Below are 13,271 nucleotides of genomic sequence, written 5' to 3' on the forward strand. Positions count from 1 at the left end.
GCAGCACAAATCATCAATGCGTTGATTGGCCTCGTAAGTCCCATGACATAGCCTCCTCTTAAAGAGCTATGCCCTGGAGTCTAGGTTCATTTGTGCCACAGGCAAGCGGAAAATATGCTGCATTGCGACGTGATTGTGAAATTCGCGACCTCGGTTTTGCCGTTAGCCGTTGAAACTCTTCGGCAAAAACCCGCTTCAGACCTGTGAATAAATTATGGCGGTGGCGTGTCGATGCTGTGTCATGGCAGCGCTACCCCTGCGAAAGTCGGCTTCGACTTCGCGATTGCACATGCCGTGCCTAACGGCGACCGAACACTCGTCCGTCGATTGTGAGAAGACCGAGTCCGATCAGCACCACGCCGCCGATCTCGAACGCTTCCAGCCGCTCGCCCAGGAAAAGAAAGCCGAGCAGCATGGCACTGGCCGGCACGATCAGCGTGACCAGCGAGGCGTTGGTGGCGCCGGCCGAGGCGACGAGGTTGAAGTAGAGGATGTAGGCGAAGGCCGTGGACAGAAGCGCCAGCGCCAGCACCGCCGCCCATACCGGCGGCGAGGCCGAGAACAGGCCGGCCGGGCCATGAGCGAAGAGCACGATCGGGATCATGATGATGGTCGAGGCCGTCAATTGTCCGGTGGCGACGACCGGCGAGGGCACGCCCTTGAAGCGGCGGGCGACCATCAGCGCAATGCCATAGGACAGCGAGGCGCCGATCAGCGCGAATTTGGCCCAGACAGGGCCGCCGAGCCCGGCGAGCAGACCGGGACCGATCATGACAGCCGTGCCGGCGACACCGAGCGCGATGCCGGCGAGCTTGTTCCAGGACAACTTTTCGTCCGATGTCAGCGCGTTGGCGAGGATCAGCGTCCAGAACGGCGTCGTCGCGTTGAGCACCGAGGCGACGCCAGCGCCAAGCTGGGTCTGGCCGGCGAAGATCAGCGAGAAGGGGACGACGTTGTTGGTGAAGGCCAGCAGGAAGAACAGGCCGGCATGCGGCAGGGCGAGGCGGAAGGAGGGGCCGCGCAAGCCGAGATAGAGCTGCAGCGCGATCGCGGCGATGGCGACGCGAAACAGAACCAGCACCAATGGGTGAAGTTCCGCCACCGCGATGCGCGCGAAAAAGAACGAGCCGCCCCAGATGGCGCCGAGCAGAAGCAACTGCCCCCAGTCCCTGAGCGCCATCGGTCCACGTGCTGCGGATGAACCGGTCACTGCCATGCTAATTCTCCCCCAGACGGCCGGAATGCCAGCCATCAGGCGGAAGCCATATCCGGTTCGCTGGCAAGAGCCACCCGAAACCGGACCGATGGACTGCCGGTAAAGGCTAATGCCGCACCGAGACGCGCAAAGGACGCTGCAAGATTCGTTCCTGGCGCATGATCCTTTCCGAAAGTCGAAATTGACTTTCGGGGTCATGCGCTAGCCGCTAGCTTGGATTAATTGTGCGAGCTGAAGCCGGGGATTCGTCCATGCAGCGATTCGAGAACGCAAGCGAGGCGGCACTGGCGCTTCGTCCGGACGACCCCGTCTACTGCTTCCGCCCACAGGTGCTCAAGGCCGACGCCTTGCAGTTCATGGGGATGTTTCCCGGCAAGACCGCCTATGCGGTCAAGACCAATGGCGAGCAGATCGTGCTGAAGACGCTGGTCGAGGCAGGCGTCACCGCCTTCGACGTCGCTTCACCAGGCGAGTTCGCCGCCGTGCGCGCCATCTCGCCCGACGCCGAGATGCTCTACATGCACCCGGTCAAGGCGCAGTCGGACATCAAGCTGGCGCTGGAAAAATACGGCATTCGCGTCATCTCGCTCGACCACGAAGACGAGATCACCAAGCTGACCCGGGTGGTGCGGGCGCTCGATATCGACCCGGGCGCGGTCAGCGTTTTCGTGCGTGTGCAGACCAAGGGGCATGCCGCCTACGAACTGTCGAAGAAATTCGGCGCCGGGCCGGCCTATGCGGTCGAACTCGCGGAGCGGCTGAACCGCACCGGCTACAAGGTCGGCCTCTGTTTCCATGTCGGCAGCCAGATCGAGGATCCCGACACTTATGAGCGGGCACTGGCCTCGGCCGACTGGGTGCGCAACCGGCTGACCTTCGACATTGCCGGGCTCGATGTCGGCGGCGGCTTTCCGGCCGAATACGGCCATGATCCCAACCGCAAGCTGATCCAGATGCCGTCGCTCGGCCAGATCATGTCGCGGCTTTCCGGCGACCTGAAGGAATACCAGTTCGACCAGATACCGCTGGTGGCGGAGCCGGGCAGGGTGATCGTGGCGCGCTGCCTGTCGCTGATCGTGCGCGTGCTCCTGCGCAAGGGCAAGCGGCTCTACATCAATGACGGTATCTGGGCGTCGCTGTCGGATTCATGGACCGGCAAGATCACGCTGCCGGCACGCTTCATCCCCGATCCGGCGATCCGTACGCGCAATGGCGACGAGACCAAGATCGTGCCGTTCAAGGTGTGCGGCGCGACCTGCGATTCCGTCGACATCCTGTCGCGGCCGTTCTGGCTGCCGGAAACCGTCGACACCGGCGACTGGATCGAGATCGGCCATATCGGCGCCTACTCGCTGTCGCTCAGGACCCGCTTCAACGGCTTTTATCCCGACACCTTCGTCGAGGTGACGACGCCCTTCGACGAGGGCGACGCGCCGCAGGGGTTCGCGAGCTTGGAGACGATGGCGGATTAGGAAAAAGAAGTGAGTAGTCAGTAGTCAGTAGGGAATTTCCTATATTTCACTACTCACTACTCACTACTCACTACTCACTACTCACTACTCACTACTCACTACTCACTACTCGCTACTCACTCTCTTCACAGCTTCATCAGCAACTCCGGCGTCGGCCAGCCATCCACCGGCAGGCCTAGCCGCATCTGTTCCTTGCGGATGGCTTCGCGGGTGTTGGTGCCCAGAATGCCGTCGACCGTGCCGACGTCGTAGCCCCTGGCCTCGAGCTTGGTCTGCAGCGCCTTCATCTGCTCGTTGTCGAGACCCGGCTCGGGATCGCGCGGATCGAGCGGCGGCGCGCCCGCCAGCCGCGCGGCGAGATTGGCCGCGGTCAGCGCGTAGGTGAAGGACTGGTTCCATTCGAGATAGACGTCGAAATTCTCGTAGGTGAGGAAGGCCGGACCCTTGCGGCCCATGGGCAGCGCCAGGCCGGCCTTCAGGCCCTTATCGATCAGCGGCGAGCCGTCGGGGTTGGTGACGCCCCACTGCGCCCACTGTGTCAGCGGCAATTTGTTGGTGCGCCCGGTCTGGTCCCACGGCATCTCGTCGGGCACGCGCACTTCCTGGATCCAGGGTTCGTCGCGCTTCCAGCCGCGCGACAGCACCTTGTTGCCCGTGGTCATGATCACGTCCGGCGCGCTGTTTCTAAGATCGATCTTGCCGTCGCCATCGCCATCGACGCCGCGCGCGAGATAGTCGGACGGCAGGATCTGCGTCTGGCCGATCTCGCCGGCCCAGGCACCCGTGACATCTGCCGGCAGCACGCCGCGATCGATCAGTTCCAGCAGCGGCACCAGTTGCTGGCGGAAAAGCTGCGGACGGCGGCAGTCATGCGACAGCGTCACCAGTGCGCTCAGCGTATGGAAATCGCCCTGCACGGCGCCGAAATCCGTTTCAAGCGCCCAGAAGGCGGTGATGACAGGCGCCTGGACGCCGAACTGCTGGTCGGCGCGGGCGAAGATATCGGCGTATTTCTTCATGTTCGCCGCACCTTGCTTCAGCCGGTAGGCTGAGATCATGCGGTTGGAAAATTGGATGAAGGTTTGTGTGAAAACGCCCTGTGCGCGGTCGCGCGCCAGAGCCCTATCGTCGATCCTGGCGTCCTCGAGCGCGTCGAGGCCGACGGCGCCGACACCGGCCGCCTTCGCTTCCGCCGCCACGCCCTGTTTCCAGGTTTCGAAATCGCCGCCGCATTCCTGCGCCATCGCCGGCAAGGCCGTGGCGCACAAGAATAGCGCCGCGAGGGCTTGGGAACGCAGTCGCATCAGCTTCCTTTCGAAACGAAGAGGGCAATGTCGTGCCTGGCTGGAAGCCCAACGCCCTGAATTACCAGCGGTTGCACTCTACCGCTGGCAGTGTCGAAAAGCAGGCGGCAGGCCCGGTGTCAACGGGTCTTCTGCCGCAACCCGTCTTCCAGGCGGCTTTGCTGCCGTTGTCACGGTGTCAACGGGTCTTCTGCTTCAGCCCTATTTGAGACGCCTTCGCTGCCGTTCCCACGGTGTCAACGGTCTTCTGTCGGAGCCGCTATTCCAGGCGGCTTCGCTGCCCTGCTACAGCATCAGCGCGTGTTCTGCCGCAGCCACTTATTCCAGGCGGCTTCCGAGCCGTTGAAGACGTTGATGTCGGACTTACCGGTCATGCCGGGAACGATGCCGGTTCCGGTGTACTGCCAGAAGGTGAAGGGGTGGCTGCCATATTTCTCGCGCGGGTGGCCGGCGACGGAGCGCAGCCAGTAGGGGTAGCCGCGGAAGCTCGACAGGTCGTTGTCCTCGAAGAAATCGACCGAGGTGTAGATGATCGGTTTCTTGCCGTAATGGCGCTCGACGATCTCGAGGAAGGCGGTCATCTCAGCGCGCACCGTGGCCGCGTCGGGGCGCAGGCGGCAGGTCGGCGAGTTCGGGTTCCATTCCATGTCGAGAACCGGCGGCAATGCGGAGCGATCGACGGGGACATTCTGGATGAACCAGCGCGCCTGCACGGCGGCGGGCGTGCAGAAATAGAAGAAGTGATAGGCCGCGCGTGGAATCCCGTTGGCTTTGGTGCGCGCCCAGTGCTCGCTGAAATATTCATCGAAACGGTCGCCGCCTTCGGTCGCCTTGATGAAGGCGAAGGAGATGCCGCTGGCCTTGGCCATCGGCCAGTCGACCGATGTCTGGTATTTGGAGACGTCGGTGCCGTGGACGGCATAGTTCCACGGTGCGCCGCTGTCCCACTCATGCGGTTTGGAATCGGCAAAGCGCGGCGCGCGCACGGCCACCGTCGGACTGCTCGACGCGGACGACGACAGTGGCGAGAGATCGTCCACGGTCGAGCAGGCGCCGAGCAGCGTCAGCATGAAAAGGACCGCAAGACGGCGCATCGAAACTTCCAAGCCGGAATCAGCCGGTCGCTGATGGGTCTGTGCACCGATGGCCGAAGTTGACCTGGCCCCTCCAGGCGATCGCCCCACGCATCGCCCGGTCTATTCGTTTTTCGTGCATGTCGTTGTCGCAAAACCGCTGCGCACTTTTGGGCGACATGCATCCCTGTGATCGCCGATCATGGTTGATATCTGGTTTATGGCGCTCGACAAGAAGCTCGATTTTGCGGAAGCAATGGCGGCAATTCGATGACATAAAGGTCGGGCGAGTGCCTGGGAGGCAATGGATGCGGATCATCGTCAGGATCGTCAAATGGCTGCTTGGCCTGATCGTGCTGGCGGTCGCCGCGCTGTTTGCCTGGCTTTATATCGCGCCGCCGGAACTGATCCGCGTCGGCTCGGGCTATTCGGCCAAGATCGTCTGTTCCAACGTCTTCATCGCCGGGCGCGACGCCGACGAGGTGCTGGCCGTCGATGTGCAGGCGCCCGGCCACCCGCTGCTGCGGCTGATGCGGGTCTCGGTCGACAAGAACCGCGGTACGGTTTCCGCCGGCCTGCTCGGCTTCCTCGGCAAGAGCGAGGCGGTGGCCCGCGACGGGCTGGGCTGTGCCTCGGTTCCCGACGGCGATGTCGGCAAGGCGCGGCGCACGGCCGTCCATGCCGAACCGGCCGCGACAAGCCAGGATGCGCTGTGGCCCGAGGGCGAACGGGTGGATGCCTCGCAGAACCCCGAAGTCTCGAAGGTCGTCGCGGACGACGCGATGGCCGGCACCGGCATGCGCGCGATCGTCGTGGTCAAGAACGGCCGCGTCGTCGCGGAACGCTATGGCGACGGCTTTTCGGCCAAGACGCCTCTGCTCGGCTGGTCGATGACCAAGACGGTCAACGCCGCCATCATCGGCACGCTGGTCAAGGACGGCAAGATGGTGGTCGACAACAAGGGCCTGTTCGCGCCTTGGAAAGCGGACGGCCGCGCCGCGATCAGTCTTGCCGACATGATGGCGATGTCGAGCGGACTGGAGTTCAACGAAGACTATGGCGACGTCGCCGATGTCACGCGCATGCTCTATCTCGAACCCGACATGGCGGGCTTTGCCGGCTCCAAACCGCTCACCGGCGAGGTTGGCAAGGTGTTCTCCTATTCCAGCGGCACGGCGGTGATGCTGTCGCGCCTCTGGCAGGACGCGATCGGCGACAAGGCCAAGGCATTGACATGGCCGCGCACGGCATTGTTCGAACCGCTCGGCATGCACAGCGCGGTGTTGGAGACCGACGAGCAGGGCACGTTCGTCGGCTCGTCCTATCTCTACGCCACGGCGCATGACTGGGCTCGCTTCGGCCAGTTCCTGCTGCAGGGCGGGGTATGGAACGGCAACCAGATCCTGCCTTCCGGCTTCGTCGACTGGATACGCGAGCCGGCATCCGCCTCGAAAGTCTACGGCAAGGGCCAGCTGTGGATCGAGGCGCCGGGCGACGAGGAAAATCCCGGCGCCGGCGTTGCCGCCGGCCTGCCCAAGGACACTTACTGGATGGAAGGCCATGACGGACAGACGGTTGCCATCATTCCATCCGAGCAATTGGTGGTGGTGCGGCTGGGGCTAACGCCGGCCAAGCTCAATTATCGTCCGCAAGCAATGGTGGGCGCGCTGGTGAAGGCGCTGCATTAAGCGGCAGTCGATTGCTGCAAGTTTCTTCTATGCCGCAGTCGCCAAAGGCTTGGCGCGATCGACGCGCGCGCGCTCGTCGGGCGAGTTCATGACCGACCAGAGATCGCTACGGCGCTGCACGTTCAGCCAGAAATCCGGGCTGTTGCCGAAGACCCGCGCCAGAATAAGCGCGGTCGCAGCCGTCACGTTGCGGCGGTCGTTGCACAATTCGTTCACATGCTTGCGCTGGACCCCCATCGCTTCGGCCAAAGCCGCCTGTGTCAGGCCAAGCGGTTGCATGAATTCTTCCGTGAGGATTTCGCCAACTGTTGCAGGCTTGCGTGTGGTCATCAACATGTGTCACCTCATCTGTAACTATGGTCGTCGAGATAAATACCCGACGCTTCACCGCGTCCGCCGTCCCACCGGAAGATCAGCCGCCATTGGCTGTTGACGCGGATCGAATGGAAGCCATCGAGATTGCCGCGCAACTTCTCGAAATGGTTGCTGGGTGGCACACGCAAATCCAGATCGGTCATCGCGTCATCGATCATCTGGAGCTTGCGAAATAACCGGCTTTCAAGGTCGGACGGAATGTTGCGGGAGTGAATGTCTTCGACGAAGAAGGCCCGTAGCCATCCGTCCCGAAACCCGACGATCACTTTCGACCTCCAGCGTGGAGGTAATGTACCACCCCTTGGGCCATTCGGCAACCGTGATTGGCTAACCAGTCGATCCATCCGCGGGATCGTCCGTGGGACCTGAAACGTTGGTCGCCGATCATGTCTGCGATGTCAGATGCCGAGCTTGATGACCGCCAGCCATGCATAGCCCCGATAAAGCGTGCGGAAATGGAAGGTTGCGCCGGTTCGCCGAGATTCCGATTCCAGGACTCCGCGCAGGGATCCACGCGGTGTGACGTGGAATTTTTTCAGCCATCCGCGCAGCAAGGTGCGGAACCAGCCCGGCAGGCCTTCCTGCTGGCCGAAATCGACTATGTGCAGCGAGCCCGTCGGGGCGAGCGCGGCAAGTGCCGCCGACACCGTCTTCTCCCAGCCCGGGATCATCGACAGTGAGTAGGATACGAAGATGCGGTCGAACCGTTCGATGCCATAAAGCGCGCCTGCGTTGAAATCGGTGGCGTCGCCCCTTGCCAGCATGACGCGATCCGACAGGCCTTCGCGGTCGATCGCCTTGCCGGCCGTCTCCAGCATTTCGGCCGAAATATCGAGGCCGAAGAAGCGCGCATCGGGATAGCCGTGGGCGGCGAGAATAATGTTGCGGCCGGTGCCGCAGCCGAGTTCCAGCACGGTGCCGCCCGGCGGCACGTCGAGCCCCGCGATCAGCCGGTCGCGGCCGAGCAGGTAGTATTTGCGGGTCAGGTCGTAGATGTGGCGCTGCCAGCGGTAGACGCCGTCCATCAGTTCGGCGTGGTTGGCCGGCAGCTCCGTCGTGCTCATGCCGCGCGCTTCACATAGAGGTGGAAGCCGCCATAGATGGCGGAGCGGTCACGGGCCGAGAATTCGCGCGATGCTTCGTCCTGATAGTCCCACTGATCGAGCAGCGAGGTCGAGACGCGCCCCGGCAGTAGACTGGGTTCGGCGGCGGTGCGGAAGATGACGCGGGCCCCGGTGGAGGCGGTGCGGGTGATCTCCGACCACAGCGCGTTGAGCTGGTCGTCGGTCATCCAGTCCTGTGCGTCGAGCAGGATGAAGCGGTCGACGGCGCCAGCATCCTTGCCGGCGAGGAATTCGATCAGGTTGGCGTGATGGATGGCGACGCGGTCGATATTGCCGCGGATGGTCTCGTAGTTGCACTTTTCCAGATAGGCGGGCAAGGCGGCCTCGCCGGGCTCGGGATAGCGGCGCGCAAAGGCTTGCCAGGCGAAATAATTGTTTTCCAAGGGGAAATCACAGGCGAGTTTTTCCAACCGGGCCTTCAGAACGCTGGCCATGGTGCCGTCACCGGAAGTGATCAGCGAATCATACTGCGCCGGCGGGATGCCTAGACCGAACAGGGAAGCTTTTCGCGAGGTCGCCCATTTCAGAAGCTTCTTGTCGAAAACCGGCGCCAGCTCCTCGTTGAAGAAGCGGCGCTGTTCGCCGATGTTCCTGGCTTCCATCATGCGGGCCGGGTTGACGCCGAAGAATTTCGCCGTGCGGTGGCCCATGGCGATGAACAGGCCGAGCAGGCCGGTCTGGTAGAAATTGCGGTCGAAAACGCCGATGCGCCTGTTGCCACGCCAGTTGCGGCGCTCCCAATAGTGGCGGCTGACCGGATCGAGATGCGGGGCGATGAAGCGGTCGTAGGCTTCGGAATTGTGGCTTGTGTCCGCTGCACCGAAGAAGCGGAAGAGATCGCCCTGCGAAGGCAGATGGCGCACCGCCTCCAGCTTCATGCGGTTCAGCGCGATGTGGGCAGCGTTGAGGTCGACGGCGTCGATCCGTCCCGGCGAGCGGGTGAGGTATGCCAGGATGTTGCAGCCGCCCGAGGCGATGGTGACGACGCGGTGACCCTGGCCAAGCTGCATCGCGTCCATGTCGACGTCGGGGTCTTCCCAGATCTGCGGATAGACGAGGCCGGAAAACAGGAAGGCGAACAATCGCTCGGAGATTCCGGCTTTCGAAAGCGGGCGGTTCTGGTAGACGGCTTTTCCAACTTCCTTGCCGCGGCGAAAAACCAGATCCGAGGAGACGTCCGTCATAGCAATGTGATTCCCCATTTGCTTTGGCGCAAGCGGGTAACGCAGGCTGATGACAGGCCGGTGACAGCCTGTTGACGCCTTCTTTACAGTCTACCAAATCCCCCCGGCGTCGGCGTGGTCACAATGACAGCCTCGCCGGCATCGAGCACGGTCTGGTCGCAGGCCTTCAGCACGTCGATCGTGCCGTCGTTGCGGCGCACCCTGGTCGAGCCGACCTCGCCGTCGCCGCCGCCGTCCAGTCCTTGCGGCGGGCGGTTGCGGTGCGAGGACAGGATCGCGCATTCCATCTTCTCGAGGAAGCGGATGGTGCGTTTGGTGCCGTCGCCGGCATTCCATTTGCCCTTGCCGCCGGATCCCTGGCGGATATGAAAATCCTCCAGCACCACGGGAAAGCGCAGTTCCAGCACTTCCGGGTCGGTGAGGCGCGAATTGGTCATGTGGGTGTGCACGCCGGAGGTGCCGGCAAAGCCGCGGCCGGAGTTCATATGGCCGGCGGGGGAGCCGGAGCAGATCGTCTCGTAGTACTGGTACTTCTTGTTGCCAAAAGTCAGATTGTTCATCGTTCCCTGCGCGTTGGCCATCGCGCCCATGGCGCCGAACAGCGCGTTGGTGACGTGCTGCGAGGTCTCGACATTGCCGGCGACGACGGCGGCAGGGTAGGTGGGCTTGAGCATACAGCCATCGGGAATGACGATGTTGATCGGCCGCAGGCACCCGGCATTCATCGGGATCATGTCCTCGACCATGACGCGGAAGGCGTAGAGCACGGCGGCACGAGCGACCGGTTCGGGCGCGTTGAAATTGTTCTTCTCCACCTTCGACGTGCCGGTGAAGTCGACGGTCGCTTCGCGCTTTTGCCTGTCGACCGATATCTTGACCTTGATCACTTGGCCGGTGTCGGTCGGATATTCATACTCCGACGTGTCCGGCAGCCGCTCCAGCACGCGGCGCACGCTTTCGGCGGCGTTGTCCTGGACATGGCCCATATAGGCTTCGACGACATCAAGGCCGAAATGCCCCACCATCTTGCGAAGTTCCGCGACACCCTTCTCGTTGGCGGCAATCTGCGCCTTCAGGTCGGCAATGTTCTGGTGCGGGTTGCGGGCGGGGTAGCGGTGGTCGGTGAGCAGCTTGTGCAGCTCCGTCTCGCGGAATTTTCCGCGGTCGACGATGCGGAAATTGTCGAACAACACGCCTTCCTCGTCGACCGTGGTGGCGAGCGGCGTCATCGAGCCCGGCGCGGTACCGCCAATGTCGGCATGGTGGCCGCGCGAGGCCGCCCAGAAGAGGATGTTCTTCTGAGTGTTGTCGAAGACCGGCGTCACCACGGTGATGTCTGGCAGATGCGTGCCGCCATTATAGGGGGCGTTCAAGGCAAAGACGTCGCTGGGGTGGATGTCGCCGGAGTTCAGCCGGATGATGGTTTCGACCGAACGATCCATGGAGCCGAGATGCACCGGCATGTGCGGCGCATTGGCGACGAGAGCCCCGGTATGGTCGAAGACGGCGCAGGAAAAATCCAGCCTTTCCTTGATGTTGACGGAATAGGCGGTGTTCTGCAGCGTCACGCCCATTTGCTCGGCGATGGACATGAAGAGATTGTTGAAGACTTCGAGCATCACCGGATCGGCTTGCGTGCCAAGGGCAGCCGCACGCGCTTTCTTTTCCGTGCGGCTTATGACGACGTGATTGAGGTTGGTGATTTCGGCCTGCCAGCCCGGCTCGACGACGATGGTCTGGTTAGGCTCGATGATCAGAGCGGGGCCGGCGACCAGATTGGACGGTCCGAGGTTCTCGCGACGGTAGACGCCGGCTTCATGCCACTGGCCCTCCGTGTAGATGCGCCGGGTCTCGGAAGAGGCTGACTTGACCCTTCCCGGTCCGGCGGGCGCATAGGCTTCGGCGGTCGTCTGGCCGACTTCGGTGCCTTCGACGCCGACCGTCTCGACGATCATCGGTTTGTCGTCATAGACGAAGCCGAATTGCGCCTTGTGGGCGACTTCGAAATCGCGCCTGGCCTGGAAGATCGAGTCTGCTTCGAAATTCACCGGCAGTGCCGTGTCGGTGCCGTCATAGCGAATGTGCAGCACCGGCCTGGTGGTGACCGAGTCCTCGGCGATGCCTTGCGCCGCCAACTCCGCGACCACGGCCTTTTTCAAGGTGGCGATGAGGCCGCCGATTTCCGTCCTGGATTCTTCGGCAAGCGGCTTCAGCAGCGCCTGCTGGCGCGAGGCGAACACCGAGGCCAGGCCGATGCCATAGGCCGAAAGCAGGCCGGAGAAGGGATGGATCAGCACCGCCTCCATGCCGAGTGCGTCGGCGACCAGGCAGGCGTGCTGGCCGCCGGCGCCGCCGAAACAGTTCAGGAGATATTCGGTGACATCGTAGCCACGCTGCACCGAAATCTTCTTGATCGCATTGGCCATGTTCTCGACCGCGATGGTGACGAAGCCTTCGGCGACCGCTTCCGGCGAGCGGCCGTCACCGATCCCGGCGGCAAGAGCCGCGAATTTCGCGCGCACGGTTTCCGCGTCGAGCGGCGCGTCCTGGCCTGGACCGAAGATCGACGGGAAGAAATCGGGCCGCAGCTTGCCGAGCATGACGTTGGCATCGGTGACGGCCAGCGGACCGCCGCGCCGGTAGGCGGCGGGGCCGGGATTGGCGCCCGCGGAGTCCGGTCCGACGCGGAAACGGCCGGCCTCGTAATGCAGGATCGAGCCGCCGCCGGCGGCGACGGTGTGGATGCGCATCATCGGGGCGCGGACGCGCACGCCGGCGACTTCGGTGTCGAAGGCACGCTCATACTCCCCGTCATAGTGGGCGACGTCCGTTGACGTGCCGCCCATGTCGAAGCCGATGACCTTGTCGAAACCGGCGAGCTTCGCCGTCTCGACCATGCCGACGACGCCGCCGGCCGGGCCCGACAGCAGCGCGTCCTTGCCCTGGAACATGTCGGCGGCGGTGAGACCGCCAGAAGACATCATGAACATCAGGCGAGGGGATTCGTCGTTTTCTCCCGCCGCGCCCAGTTCTCCCGCCACCCTTTGTACGTAGCGTGAGAGGATGGGCGACAGATAGGCGTCGACCACGGCAGTGTCGCCGCGGCCGACCAGTTTGATCAGCGGCGAGACCTCGTGGCTGACCGAGACCTGGCCGAAGCCAAGCTTGCGGCAGACCTTGGCCACCGCCTTCTCGTGATCGGGATATTTCCAGGCATGCATGAAGACGATTGCAACGGCGTCGATGCCATCGGCCTTCGCTTGTTCTATGGCCGGCCGGCAACCCGATATGTCGAGCAGCCGTTCGACGCAGCCATCGGCGAGCACGCGCTCGTCGATCTCGATGACGCGCTCGTAGAGTTGCTCGGGAAGAATGATCTCCTTGGCGAAGATGTCGGGTCGCGCCTGATAGGCGATCCTGAGCGCGTCGCGAAACCCCTTGGTGATGAGCAACAACACACGGTCGCCCTTGCGCTCCAGAAGGGCGTTCGTGGCCACCGTGGTTCCCATCTTGATGTCGCCGATCAGGCCGGACGGGATCGTGGCGTCCGTTTCAAGGTCGAGCAGGTCGCGGATGCCCTGGATCGCGGCATCAGCATAGGCTTCGGGATTCTCCGACAAAAGCTTGCGCGGATGCAGTGTACCTTGCGGGTCACGGCCGATGACATCGGTGAAAGTGCCGCCGCGATCGATCCAGAAATCCCATTTCGCGGTCATGTCGCTGTCTCCGGTATTCCGTTTCCGGTGTCGTTGTTAAAGCGCCGAAGCGCCGGCAGCAACGTCGTCTGCATGCCATTGATGTTACAGGTGGAAACGCAACGTTACGAAACTCTTGG

The 13,271-nt window shown here is 63.0% G+C and carries 10 protein-coding genes; 2 read left to right on the plus strand and 8 right to left on the minus strand.

The annotated features are described in order from the left end of the window. Positions 1-298: 298 nt before the first annotated feature. Positions 299-1,216 carry a DMT family transporter gene (locus LB543_RS10895; RefSeq protein ID WP_224614094.1) on the minus strand — a complete coding sequence of 306 codons (918 nt, stop codon included), beginning with the start codon at positions 1,214-1,216 and terminating at the stop codon, positions 299-301. A gap of 251 nt (positions 1,217-1,467) precedes the next feature. Here LB543_RS10895 and LB543_RS10900 point away from each other — a divergent pair, with 251 nt between their 5' ends. Next, a complete protein-coding gene (locus tag LB543_RS10900) occupies positions 1,468-2,688 on the plus strand; it encodes an alanine racemase (protein WP_224614095.1) in 1,221 nt (406 codons plus the stop codon). A gap of 125 nt (positions 2,689-2,813) precedes the next feature. On the opposite strand, the gene LB543_RS10905 is transcribed toward LB543_RS10900, so the two are convergent. Next, a complete protein-coding gene (locus LB543_RS10905; RefSeq protein ID WP_224614096.1) occupies positions 2,814-3,992 on the minus strand; it encodes a lytic murein transglycosylase in 1,179 nt (392 codons plus the stop codon). A gap of 293 nt (positions 3,993-4,285) precedes the next feature. After that, the gene (locus LB543_RS10910) at positions 4,286-5,086 is read right to left on the minus strand and encodes a GH25 family lysozyme (RefSeq protein WP_224614097.1); all 801 of its coding nucleotides are present in this window, start codon (positions 5,084-5,086) and stop codon (positions 4,286-4,288) included. Between the two features lie 287 nt (positions 5,087-5,373). On the opposite strand from LB543_RS10910, the gene LB543_RS10915 reads away from it, so the two are divergent. Next, positions 5,374-6,753: a serine hydrolase domain-containing protein gene (locus LB543_RS10915; RefSeq protein ID WP_224614098.1), complete on the plus strand. Its 1,380-nt coding sequence runs from the start codon at positions 5,374-5,376 to the stop codon at positions 6,751-6,753. A 27-nt stretch (positions 6,754-6,780) separates the two neighbouring features. Here LB543_RS10915 and LB543_RS10920 read toward each other — a convergent pair whose 3' ends face one another. The 5 genes from LB543_RS10920 to LB543_RS10940 all read right to left on the minus strand — a co-directional run bounded on the left by LB543_RS10920 (position 6,781) and on the right by LB543_RS10940 (position 13,152). Then, on the minus strand, positions 6,781-7,089 hold the full coding sequence (locus tag LB543_RS10920; protein ID WP_140758980.1) for a HigA family addiction module antitoxin: 309 nt from the start codon (positions 7,087-7,089) through the stop codon (positions 6,781-6,783). A gap of 8 nt (positions 7,090-7,097) precedes the next feature. Continuing rightward, positions 7,098-7,394: a type II toxin-antitoxin system RelE/ParE family toxin gene (locus tag LB543_RS10925; RefSeq protein ID WP_140758979.1), complete on the minus strand. Its 297-nt coding sequence runs from the start codon at positions 7,392-7,394 to the stop codon at positions 7,098-7,100. Between the two features lie 132 nt (positions 7,395-7,526). Further along, positions 7,527-8,192: a class I SAM-dependent methyltransferase gene (locus LB543_RS10930; RefSeq protein WP_224614099.1), complete on the minus strand. Its 666-nt coding sequence runs from the start codon at positions 8,190-8,192 to the stop codon at positions 7,527-7,529. After that, the gene (locus LB543_RS10935; protein WP_224614100.1) at positions 8,189-9,436 is read right to left on the minus strand and encodes a DUF3419 family protein; all 1,248 of its coding nucleotides are present in this window, start codon (positions 9,434-9,436) and stop codon (positions 8,189-8,191) included. The genes LB543_RS10930 and LB543_RS10935 overlap by 4 nt, the downstream gene beginning before the upstream one ends. A gap of 83 nt (positions 9,437-9,519) precedes the next feature. After that, positions 9,520-13,152 (minus strand): hydantoinase B/oxoprolinase family protein, encoded by a 3,633-nt coding sequence (locus LB543_RS10940; RefSeq protein WP_224614101.1) that lies wholly within the window; start codon positions 13,150-13,152, stop codon positions 9,520-9,522. Positions 13,153-13,271 lie beyond the last annotated feature (119 nt).

The sequence above is a fragment of the Mesorhizobium sp. ESP7-2 genome (assembly GCF_020164715.1).
GTDB lineage: Bacteria > Pseudomonadota > Alphaproteobacteria > Rhizobiales > Rhizobiaceae > Mesorhizobium.